Source organism: Paraburkholderia sp. MM5477-R1, from assembly GCF_050436385.1.
Taxonomy (GTDB): Bacteria; Pseudomonadota; Gammaproteobacteria; order Burkholderiales; family Burkholderiaceae; genus Paraburkholderia; species Paraburkholderia tuberum.
The window spans coordinates 108521-124132 of record NZ_JBNDMC010000007.1; the positions used below are offsets into that span (position 1 = coordinate 108521).

The 15612-nt window shown below is 65.4% G+C and carries 14 protein-coding genes and 1 pseudogene; 12 read left to right on the top strand and 3 right to left on the bottom strand.

Features of this window, described 5'->3' with window-relative positions; genetic code table 11:
* Positions 1-15 precede the first annotated feature (15 nt).
* Positions 16-702 carry a FadR/GntR family transcriptional regulator gene (locus OKW35_RS29300; protein ID WP_184058464.1) on the bottom strand — a complete coding sequence of 229 codons (687 nt, stop codon included), beginning with the start codon at positions 700-702 and terminating at the stop codon, positions 16-18.
* A gap of 237 nt (positions 703-939) precedes the next feature.
* Between OKW35_RS29300 and OKW35_RS29305 the strand changes: the two genes are divergently transcribed.
* The 3 genes from OKW35_RS29305 (at position 940) to OKW35_RS29315 (ending at position 3954) form a co-directional block, all read left to right on the top strand.
* Entirely contained in the window at positions 940-2268 is a 1329-nt protein-coding gene (locus tag OKW35_RS29305) for a C4-dicarboxylate transporter DctA (RefSeq protein WP_090801858.1), read from the top strand.
* 135 nt (positions 2269-2403) lie between these two features.
* On the top strand, positions 2404-3414 hold the full coding sequence (gene alc, locus OKW35_RS29310; RefSeq protein ID WP_090801856.1) for an allantoicase: 1011 nt from the start codon (positions 2404-2406) through the stop codon (positions 3412-3414).
* A gap of 27 nt (positions 3415-3441) precedes the next feature.
* Positions 3442-3954, top strand: a complete 513-nt coding sequence (locus OKW35_RS29315) for an ureidoglycolate lyase (protein ID WP_429553908.1) — start codon at positions 3442-3444, stop codon at positions 3952-3954.
* A gap of 102 nt (positions 3955-4056) precedes the next feature.
* Here the strand turns inward: OKW35_RS29315 and fur are convergent, their stop codons facing one another.
* A complete protein-coding gene (gene fur / locus OKW35_RS29320) occupies positions 4057-4485 on the bottom strand; it encodes a ferric iron uptake transcriptional regulator (protein ID WP_013090534.1) in 429 nt (142 codons plus the stop codon).
* A 153-nt stretch (positions 4486-4638) separates the two neighbouring features.
* Here fur and OKW35_RS29325 point away from each other — a divergent pair, with 153 nt between their 5' ends.
* The 9 genes and pseudogenes from OKW35_RS29325 (at position 4639) to OKW35_RS29365 (ending at position 14561) form a co-directional block, all read left to right on the top strand.
* Complete coding sequence (locus OKW35_RS29325; RefSeq protein WP_184058620.1) at positions 4639-5487, top strand: outer membrane protein assembly factor BamE; 849 nt, start codon at positions 4639-4641, stop codon at positions 5485-5487.
* A gap of 354 nt (positions 5488-5841) precedes the next feature.
* Positions 5842-6639: a 4-hydroxy-tetrahydrodipicolinate reductase gene (dapB, locus tag OKW35_RS29330; protein WP_429553909.1), complete on the top strand. Its 798-nt coding sequence runs from the start codon at positions 5842-5844 to the stop codon at positions 6637-6639.
* 78 nt (positions 6640-6717) lie between these two features.
* Positions 6718-7437, top strand: a complete 720-nt coding sequence (locus OKW35_RS29335; RefSeq protein ID WP_429553910.1) for a MotA/TolQ/ExbB proton channel family protein — start codon at positions 6718-6720, stop codon at positions 7435-7437.
* A 91-nt stretch (positions 7438-7528) separates the two neighbouring features.
* Entirely contained in the window at positions 7529-7960 is a 432-nt protein-coding gene (locus tag OKW35_RS29340; protein WP_429408319.1) for an ExbD/TolR family protein, read from the top strand.
* A gap of 184 nt (positions 7961-8144) precedes the next feature.
* Positions 8145-10736: a leucine--tRNA ligase gene (gene leuS, locus OKW35_RS29345; RefSeq protein WP_429553911.1), complete on the top strand. Its 2592-nt coding sequence runs from the start codon at positions 8145-8147 to the stop codon at positions 10734-10736.
* An 88-nt stretch (positions 10737-10824) separates the two neighbouring features.
* The gene (gene lptE, locus OKW35_RS29350; RefSeq protein WP_176078962.1) at positions 10825-11376 is read left to right on the top strand and encodes an LPS assembly lipoprotein LptE; all 552 of its coding nucleotides are present in this window, start codon (positions 10825-10827) and stop codon (positions 11374-11376) included.
* A 54-nt stretch (positions 11377-11430) separates the two neighbouring features.
* On the top strand, positions 11431-12558 hold the full coding sequence (gene holA / locus OKW35_RS29355; RefSeq protein WP_429356144.1) for a DNA polymerase III subunit delta: 1128 nt from the start codon (positions 11431-11433) through the stop codon (positions 12556-12558).
* A 264-nt stretch (positions 12559-12822) separates the two neighbouring features.
* Positions 12823-14095: pseudogene (locus OKW35_RS29360) on the top strand (glutamate-5-semialdehyde dehydrogenase).
* 49 nt (positions 14096-14144) lie between these two features.
* Positions 14145-14561: a CopD family protein gene (locus OKW35_RS29365; RefSeq protein ID WP_090801840.1), complete on the top strand. Its 417-nt coding sequence runs from the start codon at positions 14145-14147 to the stop codon at positions 14559-14561.
* Positions 14562-14673: 112 nt separating this feature from the next.
* On the opposite strand, the gene OKW35_RS29370 is transcribed toward OKW35_RS29365, so the two are convergent.
* The gene (locus tag OKW35_RS29370; protein ID WP_090801838.1) at positions 14674-15519 is read right to left on the bottom strand and encodes a MurR/RpiR family transcriptional regulator; all 846 of its coding nucleotides are present in this window, start codon (positions 15517-15519) and stop codon (positions 14674-14676) included.
* Positions 15520-15612: the final 93 nt, after the last annotated feature.

Sequence of the window (15612 nt, forward strand, 5' to 3'; positions counted from 1 at the left end):
TGCGATTTTTGCCGTCTACGGCGTGGGGAAATAGACGCCGGCGCGCTGCGCGGCGTTCGCGATGTGTGTCTCGATCGCCTTGCCCGCGGCGAGCGAATCGCGGGCCTTCAACGCGTCGAGAATCGCGCGATGTTCGGTGTACGTGGACAGCACCCGCTCGCGCCGGTAGAACGGCATGCGCTGGCTTTCCTGCATGATCTCGGCGCTGCTGCGCAGGATTGACTCGATCGCCGCATTGCCCGCGATGCTGACGATGCGCATATGGAACGCGTAGTCGAGCCGAGCTGCTTCGTCGAGTTCCTCGCAGGCGAGCGCGCTTTGCATCGCGGTGATGTTTTCCTCGAGCCACACGAGGTCGTCGTTGGTGACCGCGAGCACCGCCATACGCGCGACGAAGCCTTCGAGCGCGTAGCGCATCTGATACGTGTCGGGCAGCGACGACTGCTCGGCGAAGCGCCACGCCTGCGCGTTTTTCGCCTGCGCGCTTTCCACGTAGACGCCCTTGCCGGGGCGGATCACCAGCAGACCAAGCGCTTCCAGCGTGGAAAGCGCTTCGCGCAGTGACGCGCGGCTGATCGACAGTTCATCGGATAGCTGGCGCTGCGCCGGCAGCAGACTGCCCACCGGATAGACGCCCCCCTCGATACGCTCGCGGATGGTCGCGATGGCCGCGTCGGTGACGGTGTGCGGGACGTTTTTCATGAGGGATCGCTCGGTAGCGTGGTCTGACCGCAATTCTAATACTTGCGCGCGAGAAGGCGCGCCGCGCGCCGTCTGAAAACCCGAAATCCGACCCGAAATCGCCGAAAACACAACGGGTAAACACCGCTCGATGAGTCCTTGACGCGGGTATATCGGCTTTCTACTATTCGCCATAACAGTACTGGTCGGACCAGTCTGAACAGAAGTGACCGAGATAACCATCCGCAGGAGGAAGCCGTGTTGAAATTCTTCAATTCGCTATTTGGCCGGGTCGTGATAGCGCTCGTGGCCGGCATCGTGCTCGGTGCCGTGTTTCCGCATTTCGCGCAGTCCTTGCGGCCGCTTGGCGACGGCTTTCTGAAGCTGATCAAGATGGTGATCGGGCCGATCGTGTTCTGCGTGGTGGTGAGCGGCATGGCGCACGCGGGCGATCTGCGCAAGGTCGGCCGCGTGGGCTTGAAGTCGGTGATCTACTTCGAGGCGATGACGACCATTGCGCTCGTGATCGGCGCGGTGCTCGCTTACGCGACGCGTCCTGGTGCAGGGATGAACGTGAACCTGAACTCGCTCGATGCGGCGTCGCTCGCGACCTATACCGAACACGCGAAGAGCCTGAAGGACACAGCGGGCTTCCTGCTGAAGATCATCCCCGACACGGCGATCAACGCGTTCGCGACCGGCGACATTCTGCAGATCCTCGTGTTCTCGGTGCTGTTCGGCTCGGCGCTGTCGCTGCTCGGCAAGCGCGCGCAGCGCGTGAGCGGCTTGATCGATGAGCTGTCGCAGGTGTTCTTCCGCGTGATGGGCTTCATCATCAAGCTCGCGCCGCTCGGCGTGCTCGGCGCGATCGCGTTCACGACCGGCACCTATGGCGTCGAGTCGCTGAAGCAGCTCGGCATGCTCGTGCTGGTGTTCTACGCGAGCTGCGTGGTGTTCGTCGTGCTCGTGCTCGGCGCGGTGATGCGGCTCGCCGGCTTCAGCATCTTCAAGCTGATCCGCTATCTGCGCGAAGAACTGTCGATCGTGCTCGGCACCGCATCGTCCGACGCCGTGCTGCCGCAGATCATGCGCAAGCTCGAATGGATGGGCGTCAAGGATTCGACGGTCGGTCTCGTGATTCCGACCGGCTACTCGTTCAACCTCGACGGCTTCTCGATCTATCTGACGCTCGCCGTGCTGTTCATCGCGCAGGCGACCAACACGCCGCTGTCTATTCATGACCTGATCGTCGTCGTGCTGGTGTCGCTGGTGACGTCGAAGGGCGCGCACGGCATTCCGGGCTCTGCGATCGTGATTCTCGCGGCGACGCTCTCCGCGATTCCCGCGATTCCTGTGCTCGGTCTCGTGCTGATTCTGCCGGTCGACTGGTTCGTCGGCATCGCCCGGGCGCTCACCAACCTGATCGGCAACTGCGTCGCGACGGTGGTGGTTGCCGTGTGGGAAAACGATATCGACAAGGCGCGCGCGCATCGCGTGCTGAATCGAGACGCGGCGCTGCGCTACGTGCCCGTCGTCGACGACACGCTCGTCGAACCCGGTGCGGCCGAACCCGCGCCGGCGGTCTGACGGCTGCGCGGGGATCTGGTCTGACCAGACGAACCGGCATCGCTTTCCAGATAGCTCCTCGACCTTTTTTCGTAAAGCCGGCGGTTGCCGTGGCGTCGCCGGCTGTTTCTGACCTCTTCGACACCGACCGACATCATGGCCAACCCGATCCTCGACCCGAACGCTCCCGCCTTCACACGCCGCTACATGAACCTCGCCGATCCGCGCCTCGGCGCGAAGGCGCTGTTCGCCAGCGACGAATTCTTCGCGCCGAAAGAGCGCATGCTCGACCCGCAGCCGGCGGTGTTCATCCCCGGCAAATACGACGACCACGGCAAGTGGATGGACGGCTGGGAGACGCGTCGCAAGCGCACGACCGGCCACGACCATTGCGTGATCCGGCTCGCGCGGCCGGGCGTCGTGCATGGGGTCGATCTCGATACGAGCCACTTCACCGGCAATTTCCCGCCGGCGGCGTCGATCGATGCCTGTCATAGCGACGCTGACGTGCCGCCCGAGCACGCCGACTGGCAGCCGCTCGTGCCGGCGACAACGCTACAGGGCAACCAGCATCACTACGTCGAGGTGAAAGACGCGCGCCCGGTCACCCATCTGCGCGTGAATCTGTATCCGGACGGCGGGCTCGCGCGACTGCGCGTGTATGGCCAGCCGCAGCGCGACTGGAGCCGCGTCGAGCGCGGCACGCTGCTCGATCTCGCCGCGATCGAAAACGGCGCGTACCTCGTCGCCGCGAACAACCAGCATTTCGGGCCGGCCTCGCAGATGCTGATGCCGGGCCGTGGCGTGAACATGGGCGACGGCTGGGAAACGCGGCGGCGTCGCGAGCCGGGTAACGACTGGGCGATCGTCGCGCTCGCGCGGCCCGGCGTGATCCGCAAGATCGAAGTGGACACCGCGCACTTCAAGGGCAACTTCCCGGATCGCTGCTCGCTGCAGGCGGCATCGGTGACGGGCGGCACAGACGATTCCCTCGTCACGCAGGCGATGTTCTGGCCGGTGCTGCTCGGCGAACAGAAACTGCAGATGGATCACGTGCACGCGTTCGCGGACGACCTCGCCGCGCTCGGGCCGGTCACGCACGTGCGCTTCAACATCTTCCCGGACGGCGGCGTGTCGCGCCTGCGTCTGTGGGGCGAGATCGCTTAACGCAAGCAACGTCATGGAGCGGCACGCATGAAGATCCTGCAGATGGAACGCCTGACGCGCGCGGCCTTCGCGCCGTTCGGCGACGTGATCGAACTCGACGGCGCGCGTCGTTTTCCGATCAACGGCGGTACCACCGAGCGCTATCACGACCTCGCGCGCGTCGACGTGGTGGAGCAGGGCGGCCGGCCGCTCGTCAGTCTGTTTCGCGCGCAGCCGCGCGCGCTGCCCGTCGAGATCACGATGATGGAGCGGCATCCGCTCGGCAGCCAGGCTTTCATTCCCTTACGCGCGGGCCGATATCTGATGGTGGTCGCGCCGGCCGGCGAGTTCGACGCCGCGCGCATGCGCGCGTTCTGGACCGATGCGTGGCAGGGCGTCAATTACGCGAAAGGGGTCTGGCACCATCCGCTGCTCGCGCTGGATCAGCTCAGCGACTTCATCGTCGTCGATCGCGGCGGCGATGCGCCGAATTGCGACGAATTGCAGTTGGCCGAGCCGTGGCGCCTCGCCTTCGAGCCGAGCGTGGAGCTGGTCGGATAGCGGCGATTGTCGCCGCCTGAATAAAAAAGACCCGGCCGATGCCCATCGGCCGGGTCTTTTTTCTGACTTGCCAGGTCGCGTTCGCAGGCGACCCGCGACGCATCAGTGCTTGCGATGCGGGCAATTCTCCTTCGTGCACGCCCCATACAGTGCCAGCGCGTGTTCCTGCAGCTTGAAGCCGCGTGCCTTGGCGATGGACTGCTGACGGCTTTCGATTTCGGGGTCGAAAAATTCTTCGACCAGCCCGCAATCGAGGCACACGAGGTGGTCGTGGTGCGACCCCTCGTTCAGTTCGAACACCGCCTTGCCCGATTCGAAATTGCTGCGCGAGAGCAGGCCGGCCTGCTCAAATTGCGTCAGCACACGATACACGGTGGCGAGACCGATATCGAGTTCCTCGTGCAGGAGGTTGCGGTACACGTCTTCGGCGGTCAGGTGACGCACCGGGCTATGCTGGAAAATCTCAAGGATTTTGAGGCGCGGAAGGGTCGCCTTGAGCCCGATGTTCTTGAGATCGGTTGGATTGGTCATGACAAGGGATCCCTAGAGTACAATGCTGGGCTCTCATAGTAATGTGTTTTTGCCGTTCTGGTCATCTTCGATGGAATGAGCGCGGCCCGCAAGCGGGCCCGCACGGTGAGTGAAATGATTTCTAAATCTCAATTGATCTACCGGGGGAGCCGCATGCGGGGTACCTTGATCGCTGTTGCGACTGTCGCGGTTCTTGCCGGATGTTCCACATACGACAGCCTGACCCAGCGCATTGCCCAACGCATTACGCCGTATCGGATTACGGTTGTGCAAGGTAATTTCGTGTCGCAGGAAATGGCCGACCAGATGAAGGTCGGCATGACGCGCGCGCAGGTGCGTCAGTTGCTCGGCACGCCGCTGTTGACCGACATGTTCCACGCGAATCGCTGGGATTACGTGTTCTATTTCAAGCGCGGCTCGACGTCGATCGTGCAGCAGCGTGACTTCGTCGTGTACTTCTCCGGCGACCTCGTGACCCACTGGACGGGCGGCGAGGATCTGCCGACCAATCTCGAATTGCTGGCCGAGATCGACGGCGACCGCCGTGGCCGCAGCCCGAACGCGACGCCGCCGCGCGCGGCGAGCGCGGCCGAGGCCGCCAACGCCGTGGCCGCCAGCGACGCAGCCGCCGCCAGTGCGGCGGCCGCCGCGGCACCGGCTACCGTGGATACGACGCGCTCGCCGTCGGTCGAAGGCGCCCAGCAGGCCGCCACGCCGTCCATGGACGCCAACGCGGAAGCCGCCCAGGCGGCCAATCGCGCAACGAGCGCGGTGCCGACGCCGAGCCGCGCGCCGTCCGTGCGGTCGGCCGTGCCGAGAGCGAACGCCGGCGGCATCCCGACGCAAGGCCCGACGTCCGGCGGTCAGCCGCAGTTCCAGTTCAAGCGTCCGCCGCCGCCCGCTCAGGAGAACGAGAGCAACCCGGTCGGCCCGACGGGCTCGCAAAGCAGCGGCAGCCCGACGCTGAACACTTCGCCGGCGACGCCGGGAACGAGCAACTGATTTGCTCGTCGGTGTTATGAGGCGGGCTGCGCGCCACATGTGCGGCGCCCGCCAGATGTGTGTTTGTCCGGCACCAGGCGAGCTCGGAAATGCGCCGCTTGGGCCGCATGAATGTGTTGCCGCGGTTGCCGCGGCAGTGGGTCGGCGCAGCGGGCCGTATCGGTCAGTCACCTGAGCGAGCCGTCCCGGTTGGCCGCCCGCATTGGCTCCAGCAGCGAGCCGGGTGACTTTGCTCCCTGCCGCCGCGTGTCCCTATATCGACCGGGCGCATTCCCCGGCACACTGGTCCGGGCATTCGCCGGGCCGCGTTTGCCGGGCTCCATACCGGTTGACTCTTTTCGAATCTTCATCGTCATGAAAATTGCCATTGCAGGCGCATCGGGCCGGATGGGCCGCATGCTCATCGAAACCGTCCTCAACGATGCGGACGCGACGCTGTCCGGCGCGCTCTGCCGCACGGGCGCTGCGCAGCTTGGCCAGGACGCCGGCGCGTTCCTCGGCAAAGAGACCGGCGTGCTGCTGTCCGACGACATCGAGCGTGTGTTCGCCGAATCCGACTACCTGATCGACTTCACGCGTCCCGACGCGACGCTCGCGCATCTCGAAGCCGCGCAGCGCCACGACGTGAAAATGGTGATCGGCACGACGGGCTTCGACAACGCGCAAAAAGCGCAGCTGCGCGCGGCGGCGCAGAAGATCGGCGTCGTGTTCGCGTCGAACATGAGCGTCGGCGTGAACGTCACGCTGAAGCTGCTCGAATACGCGGCGCGGCACTTCTCGACCGGCTACGACATCGAGATCATCGAGGCGCATCATCGTCACAAGGTCGACGCGCCGTCCGGCACCGCGCTGACGATGGGCGAAGTGATCGCCAACGCGCTCGGCCGCAATCTCGACGACTGCGCGATCTACGGCCGCGAAGGCGTGACCGGCGAGCGCTATCCGTCGACGATCGGCTTCTCGGCGATTCGCGGCGGCGATATCGTCGGCGATCATACGGTGCTGTTCGCGGGCATCGGCGAGCGCATCGAGATCACGCACAAATCGGCAAGCCGCCTGTCATATGCACAAGGCGCGCTTCGTGCTGTACGCTTCCTCGAAGGCCACGACAACGGCTTCTTCGACATGCAGGACGTGCTCGGCCTGCGTTGAGCGAAGCCCGTTGCGCAGAGGCGGAGTAGCGCATCCCGAGCGCGCCCTCCCGAAGTCACTTTCCCAAGGCGAGGTCAGATGGCAGGCAGCAGCGGCATCATCCATTACCTGCAAACGAGCGACGCAATCACGCATGGCGTCGCCTATGTGCTGCTGGCCATGTCGATTGCGAGCTGGTGTTTTCTGATCGTCAAGAGCTGGATTCTGACGCGCGCGAACCGCCAGGCCAACCGGGCGATCGCGCGCTTCTGGCAGGCGCCGACGCTCGCCGAAGGCGTCGCCATCCTGCGCCGCACTGATCGTGAGCGCGTGTTCGCGCCGCTCGCCGAAGCCGCGCTCAATGCGGCCGAGGTCGACATTCCGGGCGCGCTGCTCGCGCGCGTCGAGCGCAGCGAACGGGTGCTGCGCGCGCTGCGCCAGGCGCTCAATGCGTCGCAGCGGCGGCTCGAGTTCGGTCAGGTGCTGCTTGCGTCGGTTGGCAGCACCGCGCCGTTCGTCGGTCTGCTCGGCACCGTATGGGGTATCTATCACGCGCTCGGCAGCATCGCGGCGAGCGGGCAGGCGCAGATCGAGAACGTCGCGGGACCGGTGGGCGAGGCGCTGATCATGACCGCGTTCGGTCTGGTGGTGGCGATTCCGGCGGTGCTCGCGTACAACGTGCTGGGCCGCCTCGTGCGGCAATTGTCCGAGGAGTTGGACGGCTTCGCGCACGATCTGCATGCGTACGTGTGCTCCCCAACCGAGCACGCGCCGACGCCTCCGCGCGCGCAGCAGGCGGCGCGCGAGGCGCACCGCTGACTTGTCACGCGCGGCGGGCTCGGCACATCGCGACCTTCCTCGCACGACACACCGCCCATCGCACGGGCAAGCTCAGACGCAAGGAGGCGACATGGCATTCGGCGGACTCGAGAAGAAGCAGACGGCCGCGCCGATGGCCGAGATCAACATGACGCCGCTGATCGACGTGATGCTGGTGCTGCTGGTGATTTTCATCATCACCGCGCCGCTGTTCTCGCACGCGATCCGGCTCGATCTGCCGAAGGTCGCGGCGGCGCCCGCGCGCCAGACCCCGCAAACCATCTCCCTTTCGATCGACGGCGCCGGCAAGCTCTACTGGAACGGCAAGCCGATCACGCTCGCGCAGATGCGCGTGCAGTTCGCCGAGGCCGGCAAGCGGGCGGACCAGCCGGACCTCCAGTTGCGCGCGGAGCGCTCGACGCGCTACGAAGTGATTGCGCAGGTGATGGGCGCCGCGCAGCAGGCGGGGCTCGAGCGGATCGGCTTCGTGACGGACCCGCCGCCGCCCGCCGCGCAGCACTGAGCGCCACCGGGTGCGCACCGCGTTCACGAATCCGGCATACCCAGTCCCGCACCACGCCGCGCGGCGCACCCGTCCGCGAACGGTATAATCAGCCCTTTCCCCGCCGAAGGGGACACGACGCAACGACATTCTGCAGAGCACCGGGCCGGTGCGAAAGCACCGAACCTGGCGATCCCATCACACCATGCACGAAAAATACGTTCCCTCCGACGTCGAAGCCGCCGCGCAAGGGCAATGGCGCGCCGTCGACGCCTACAAGACGACGGAAACCACCGACAAGCCCAAGTTCTACTGCGTCTCGATGCTGCCGTATCCGTCGGGCAAGCTGCACATGGGGCACGTGCGCAACTACACGATCAACGACGTGATGTACCGCTATCTGCGGATGAACGGCTACAACGTGCTGATGCCGATGGGTTGGGATGCCTTCGGCATGCCGGCGGAGAACGCCGCGATGGCCAACAACGTGCCGCCCGCGCAGTGGACCTACGACAACATCGCTTACATGAAGAAGCAGATGCAGTCGATGGGCCTCGCGATCGACTGGTCGCGCGAAGTCGCGACCTGCAGCCCTGACTACTACAAGTGGAACCAGTGGCTGTTCCTGAAGATGCTCGAAAAGGGCATCGCGTACAAGAAAACCGGCACCGTGAACTGGGACCCGGTCGACCAGACCGTGCTCGCGAACGAGCAGGTGATCGACGGGCGCGGCTGGCGCTCGGGCGCGCTCGTCGAAAAGCGCGAAATCCCGATGTACTACATGCGCATCACGCAGTACGCGGATGAACTGCTGAACGATCTCGAAGGCCTCGGCTGGCCCGAGCGCGTGAAGATCATGCAGCAGAACTGGATCGGCAAGAGCTTCGGCGTGAACTTCGGCTTCCCGTATGAAATCGACGGCGAACAGAAGCTGCTGCGCGTGTTCACGACGCGCGCCGACACGATCATGGGCGTCACGTTTTGCGCGATCGCCGCCGAGCATCCGCTCGCCACGCGTCTCGCGCAAGACAAGCCGGAACTGCAGCCGTTCATCGACGAATGCAAGCGCGGCGGCGTCGCCGAAGCCGACGTCGCGACGATGGAAAAGAAAGGCATGGCCACCGGCTTCTACGTCACGCATCCGCTGACGCAGGCGAAGGTCGAGGTGTGGATCGGCAACTACGTGCTGATGACTTACGGCGAAGGCGCGGTGATGGGCGTGCCGGCGCACGACGAGCGCGACTTCGCGTTCGTGAAGAAGTACGGTCTGCCGGTCAGGCAGGTCGTCGCGGTCGAGGGCAAGGAATTCTCGACCGAAGCGTGGGCGGAGTGGTACGGCGAGAAGACCGGCACGCTGGTGAACAGCGGCAAGTACGACGGCCTCGCCTACGACGAAGCCGTAGACCGCATCGCCGCCGATCTCAAGGAACTGGGCCTCGGCGACAAGCAGATCACGTGGCGTCTGCGTGACTGGGGCGTGTCGCGCCAGCGTTACTGGGGCACGCCGATCCCGATCATCCACTGCCCGAAGTGCGGCGACGTGCCGGTCCCGGAAAAAGACCTGCCGGTCGTGCTGCCGGAAGACCTGGTGCCGGACGGCACGGGCAATCCGCTCGCGAAGTCCGAAGCGTTCCTGAACTGCACGTGCCCGAGCTGCGGCGGCGCGGCAAAGCGCGAAACCGACACGATGGACACCTTCGTCGATTCGTCGTGGTACTTCTACCGCTACGCGTCGCCGGATGCGAAGACGATGGTCGACGAGCGCACCGACTACTGGGCGCCGATGGATCAATACATCGGCGGTATCGAACACGCGATCCTGCACCTGCTGTACTCGCGTTTCTGGGCGAAGGTGATGCGCGACCTCGGTCTCGTGAAGTTCGGCGAACCGGCGAAGAACCTGCTCACGCAGGGTATGGTGCTCAACGAAACCTATTACCGCGAAAACGAAGCGGGCAAGAAGACCTGGTACAACCCGGCGGAAGTGACCGTGTCGTTCGACGACAAGGGCCGCCCGGTCGGCGCGGTGCTGAACGCTGACGGCCAGCCGGTCGTGCTCGGCGGCGTCGAAAAGATGTCGAAGTCGAAGAACAACGGCGTCGACCCGCAGATGCTGATCGATCAGCACGGCGCGGACACCGCGCGTCTGTTCGTGATGTTCGCGGCGCCGCCCGAGCAGCAGCTCGAGTGGTCGGGTTCGGGCGTCGAAGGCGCGAGCCGCTTCCTGCGTCGCGTGTGGAACTTCGGCTATTCGAACGAAGCCGCGCTGCGCGCGGGCGGCCAGTTGGACGCCGCACGATTCAACGACACCGACAAGGCGCTGCGTCGTGAGATCTATAGCGTGCTGAAGCAGGCCGATTTCGACTATCAGCGTCTTCAGTACAACACGGTGGTATCGGCCGCGATGAAGATGCTCAACGCGCTCGACGGCGCGAAGGGCGCGCAGACCGCCGTGCTGCGTGAAACCTACGGTGTGATGCTGCGCGTGCTGTACCCGGTCGTGCCGCACCTGACGTTCCAGCTGTGGCAGGAGCTCGGCTATGCCGACGAATTCGGCCCACTGCTCGACGCGCCGTGGCCGAAGGTCGACGAGAAGGCGCTCGAACAGGCCGAGATCGAACTCGTGCTGCAGGTGAACGGTAAGGTGCGCGGCGCGATCACGGTCGCGAAGGACGCGTCTCGCGAAGCGATCGAGCAGCTTTCGGCCGAGCACGCAATGGTCGTGAAGTTCAGCGAAGGCAAGGCGCCTAAGAAGATCATCGTGGTGCCGGGCCGTCTCGTGAACGTGGTCGTTTGACGTTCCAGGCCCTCATCCGGCAGACGGAGCGCCGCCCGCCCGGCGGCGTTCCTCGGCACCGCGAATCCACTGCGAACCGGGAGCGAATGTGACTCGCAGATCGTTTTTGACGCTCGCTTGCAGCGTAATGATGTTGTCGGCCTGCGGCTTCCAGTTGCGCGGCCAGCAGGACTTCGCGTTCAAGCGCCTCTATGTGGCGGGCGGCTCGCCCGCGGCCATGGCGCGCTTCACGCGCATCGTGCAGGGCGGCAGCGACACCGTGGTGGTCAGCTCGCCCGCCAATGCCGATGCGCTCCTGCAGATCACGCAGAACCGCAACGTCAGCACGCTGACGCTGAATTCGCTGGGCGTCGTCGCCGAGTATCAGTTGAATCTGCAGATGACCTACACGCTGACCGGCAAGGACGGCACCGTGTTGATTCCGGGCAGCGTGATCGCGCTGAACCGCGCGATGACCTATAGCGACCAGTTCTCGCAGGCGAAGGCCGCCGAGTCCGACATCCTGTTCGCCGACATGGAAAACGACGCGGTCGATCAGCTCGTCCGCCGTCTCGGCGTGGTGCGCTCGCTGCATCCGACGCCGGCCGAGGCCGTGCCGGCCATTGTGCCGCGCGCACCGCTGCCGCCGCCGCCGCTGTGAGCATCGCGCCGTTCGTGATTCGTCGAATCTCATTCATCCCGTCAACCGCCAGCCATGCAACTGCGACCTGACGCGCTCGAAGCGCATCTCGCCCGCGGCCTCGCCGGACTGTACGTCGTATACGGCGACGAGCATCTGCTCGCGCAGGAAGCGTGCGATCGCATCCGCGCGGCGGCGCGCGCGGCCGGCTTCACCGACCGCTCGGTGTTCACGGTCGAGCGCGGTTTCGACTGGAGCTCGCTGCTCGGCGCGAGCCAGTCGATGTCGCTGTTCGGCGACCGTCAGCTGGTCGAGTTGCGCATTCCGTCGGGCAAACCCGGTAAGGAAGGCGCCGATGCGCTGAAGGCGCTCGCATCCACCGTCAACGACGACGTGCTGACGATGATTACGCTGCCGCGCCTCGATGCGGCCACGCAAAAGTCGGCATGGTTCACCGCGCTCGCCGACGCCGGCGTCGCGTTGAAGATCGATCCGGTCGAGCGCGCGCAGCTGCCGAACTGGGTCGGGCAGCGGCTCGCGGCCCAGGGTCAGCGCGTCGCAGCCGGCGAGGAGGGGCGGCGAGCGCTCGCGTTCATCGCCGAGCGCGTCGAGGGCAATCTGCTCGCCGCGCATCAGGAAATCCAGAAGCTCGGGCTGCTGTATCCGAACGGCTCGCTGAGCTTCGATCAGGTTCAGGACGCGGTGCTCAACGTCGCGCGCTACGACGTGTTCAAGCTCAACGAGGCGATGCTCGCGGGCGACGTCGGCCGTCTCGCGCGCATGCTCGACGGGCTGCGCGGTGAGGGCGAGGCCGCGGTGCTCGTGCTGTGGGCGGTCGTCGAAGAAGTGCGCACGCTGCTGCGGATCAAGCGCGGCGTCGCGGCCGGCAAGCCGCTCGCGATGCTCACGCGCGAGAACCGCGTGTGGGGTCCGCGCGAACGGCTGATCGGACCTGCGCTGTCGCGCGTCAGCGAAGCGGCGCTCGAGAAGGCACTCGCGCTGGCGGCGCGGCTCGACCGGCAGGTGAAGGGGCTGTCGGGCGGCACGCCGGGTAATCATCGCAACGATCCGCCGCCCGATCCGTGGGACGGCCTGTTCGAACTCGCAATGACGGTGGCGGCGCCAAAACCGTCGGCAGCTTCGCCAGTGCCGCCGCCGCGACCTCGGGTGCCAACGGCGGCGCCAGCGCGGCGGCCAGTCTGAAGCGGCACAGCTGATTCGCGCGAGCGTCGAAGCAGTGGCTGACGCGAGCAATCGTGTACCAACTGCCAGTCGTTCCACACATACAGACCAGCGTGTTTCGCGTGCCACGCGCCGAACGAAACGCATCGGCGAACCTGTGACAGCACAGTGCACCCGCCGCTCGCGTGCGAGCAAAGCCCCGGTACCCGACTTACAATCGTTTGATCTTTCGCTAATCCTGCCCGACCACCGCATGCCAACGTGCGGGGCATCACGAGAATGACCATGGATATCGACCAGTACATGACCGACCTCGGCCAACGCGCCCGTCAGGCTTCGCGCGCGATGGCGCGGGCGTCGACCGCCGCGAAGAATGCGGCGCTTGCGGCCGTTGCCGAGGCGATCGAGCGCGATGCCGATCTGCTGAAGGCCGCCAACGCGCGCGACCTCGAACGCGCCCGCGGCAAGGGCCACGATGCCGCGTTCATCGATCGGTTGACGCTGTCCGACAAGGCGCTGAAAACGATGGTCGAAGGCCTGCGCCAGGTCGCGGCGCTGGCCGACCCGATCGGCGAGATCAGCAATCTGAAGTACCGGCCGAGCGGCATCCAGGTCGGCCAGATGCGCGTGCCGCTCGGGGTGATCGGCATCATCTACGAATCGCGCCCGAACGTGACGATCGACGCGGCGGCGCTGTGCCTGAAGTCCGGCAACGCGGCCATTTTGCGCGGCGGCTCGGAAGCGCTCGAATGCAATACCGCGCTCGCGAAGCTGATCGGCGAGGGCCTCGAAGCGGCCGGTCTGCCGCAGGACGCGGTGCAGGTGGTCGCGACGTCGGACCGCGCGGCGGTCGGCAAGCTCATCACGATGACCGAGTACGTCGATGTGATCGTGCCGCGCGGCGGCAAGAGCCTGATCGAGCGTTTGATGAACGAAGCGCGCGGTGCCGATGATCAAGCACCTCGACGGCATCTGCCACGTTTATGTCGACGATCGCGCGGACCTGGCGAAGGCGCTCAACGTTTGCGACAACGCGAAGACGCACCGCTACGGCACCTGCAACACGATGGAGACGCTGCTGGTCGCGCGCGGCATTGCGGCCGAAGTGCTGCCGCCGCTGGGCAAGCTGTATCGCGGCAAGGACGTCGAGCTGCGCGTCGATGCGGCGGCGCGCGCGGTGCTGGCCGATGCGGGCGTCGGTCCGCTCGTCGACGCGACCGAGGAAGACTGGCGCACCGAATATCTCGCGCCGGTGCTCGCGATCAAGGTGGTCGACGGCATCGACGCGGCGATCGAGCACATCAACACGTATAGCTCGCAGCACACCGACGCGATCGTCACCGAAGACCACGACCGCGCGATGCGCTTCCTGCGCGAAGTCGATTCGGCGAGCGTGATGGTCAACGCGTCGACGCGTTTCGCGGACGGCTTCGAGTTCGGCCTCGGCGCCGAGATCGGCATTTCGAACGACAAGCTGCACGCGCGCGGCCCGGTCGGCCTCGAAGGGCTGACGTCGCTGAAATACGTCGTGCTGGGTCATGGCGAAGGCCGTCAATAAAGCACGAATCGAAGCGCCACAACAACAAGGACCACAAGGACCCCCGCCGATGCTTTGGGTAAAGACGTTTCACATCGTATTGATTGCCTCCTGGTTTGCCGGCCTGTTCTATCTGCCGCGCATCTTCGTCAATCTGGCGATGGAAACGGAACCCGCCGCGACGGCGCGTCTTCTGCTGATGGCGCGCAAGCTGTTCCGCTTCATGAGCTTCATCGCCGTGCCCGCGATCGCGTGCGGCCTGTGGTTGTGGCTCGTGATCGGCATCGGCAGCGGGCAGGGCTGGATTCACGCGAAGGTCGGCGTGGTCGTGCTCCTCGTCATCTATCACGCGTATTGCGGCGTGCTGTTGCGCAGGTTCGAGCGCGGCGAGAATCGCCACTCGGACAAGTGGTATCGGATGTTCAACGAGCTGCCGGTGCTCGGTATGCTCGCGGCGGTCGCGCTGGTAGTGATCAAGCCGTTCTGAGCGGCTGACGGCGTTAAGCAGGGCGCTGGAAAAGATCAAAGGGTGGTATGCCGGCTGAATGGCACACCGCCCTTTTGCGTTACCCCGTCGTTCCGCGTTCCATCGCAGCGGTTCACCCCTGCGAATCCACCCGCCGCCGGTGGATCACTTCCTTCGTTTGCGCGAGCTTCTCCAGCAGTTCGGGCCCGCGGCTCAGCGCGACGCCGACCGCCAGAATGTCGCCGATCGCCAGATGTGACACGCGCGAGGTCATCGGGGAGAAGATGTCGGTGTCTTCGTCGACGTTCGCAAAGAGGCCCACGGTTGCGAGCCGCGCGAGCGGCGAGTTGCCGTGCGTGATCGCGATCACCTTCGCGCCCGCATTCAGCGCGGCCTTCGCGGCATCGATGATGTCGCGCGTGCGGCCCGTATTGGAAATCGCGACGACCACGTCCCCAGGTCCGAGCAGCGCGGCCGACATCAGAAACGTATGCGGGTCCGAATACGCGACGCTCGGCATGCCGAGCCGAAAGAACTTGTGCTGCACGTCGAGCGCGGCGATGCCTGAGCCGCCCGCCCCGTAGAACTCGATGCGCTTCGCTTGCGCGAGCATGTCGATCGCCGCGGCGACGCTATCCGACGACAGATTGTTGCGCACCTGAATCAGCGCGCCGATCGTCCGGTCGAGCACCTTCGCGGCGACGCCCGGCGTCGGCTCGTCGGGCCGCACGTCGCGATAGACGGCGGGCACTTCGCTGGCGATGCCCTGCGCGAGACGGATCTTGAATTCGCGAAAGCCGGAGAAACCGAGCGCGTGGCAGAAGCGCGCGATCGTCGGCTGACTCACGCCCGCGCGCGCGGCGACCTCGGTCATCGACAGATCGAGTACCTCGCGCGGCGCCTCGATCACGTAATCGGCCAGCTTGCGCTCGGACGGGCGCAGCTGGTCGCGCATCTCTTCCACCTGGGACAGCATCATCGGAAAACTCGCACTATGCTGAAGAACGTGTGGACTATATCCGATTGATCGTTGGCGCACAAAAGGTAGGTACAAAAACTACATATCGGCGAG

Bases quoted from the DNA above. Each gene is read 5' to 3' on its own strand.
- holA (WP_429356144.1), top strand. From the start codon at position 11,431: ATGCAACTGCGACCTGACGCGCTCGAAGCGCATCTCGCCCGCGGCCTC.
- OKW35_RS29315 (WP_429553908.1), top strand. From the start codon at position 3,442: ATGAAGATCCTGCAGATGGAACGCCTGACGCGCGCGGCCTTCGCGCCG.
- OKW35_RS29370 (WP_090801838.1), bottom strand. From the start codon at position 15,519: ATGATGCTGTCCCAGGTGGAAGAGATGCGCGACCAGCTGCGCCCGTCC.
- leuS (WP_429553911.1), top strand. From the start codon at position 8,145: ATGCACGAAAAATACGTTCCCTCCGACGTCGAAGCCGCCGCGCAAGGG.
- OKW35_RS29365 (WP_090801840.1), top strand. From the start codon at position 14,145: ATGCTTTGGGTAAAGACGTTTCACATCGTATTGATTGCCTCCTGGTTT.
- fur (WP_013090534.1), bottom strand. From the start codon at position 4,485: ATGACCAATCCAACCGATCTCAAGAACATCGGGCTCAAGGCGACCCTT.
- OKW35_RS29340 (WP_429408319.1), top strand. From the start codon at position 7,529: ATGGCATTCGGCGGACTCGAGAAGAAGCAGACGGCCGCGCCGATGGCC.
- OKW35_RS29300 (WP_184058464.1), bottom strand. From the start codon at position 702: ATGAAAAACGTCCCGCACACCGTCACCGACGCGGCCATCGCGACCATC.
- OKW35_RS29335 (WP_429553910.1), top strand. From the start codon at position 6,718: ATGGCAGGCAGCAGCGGCATCATCCATTACCTGCAAACGAGCGACGCA.
- dapB (WP_429553909.1), top strand. From the start codon at position 5,842: ATGAAAATTGCCATTGCAGGCGCATCGGGCCGGATGGGCCGCATGCTC.
- OKW35_RS29325 (WP_184058620.1), top strand. From the start codon at position 4,639: ATGCGGGGTACCTTGATCGCTGTTGCGACTGTCGCGGTTCTTGCCGGA.
- alc (WP_090801856.1), top strand. From the start codon at position 2,404: ATGGCCAACCCGATCCTCGACCCGAACGCTCCCGCCTTCACACGCCGC.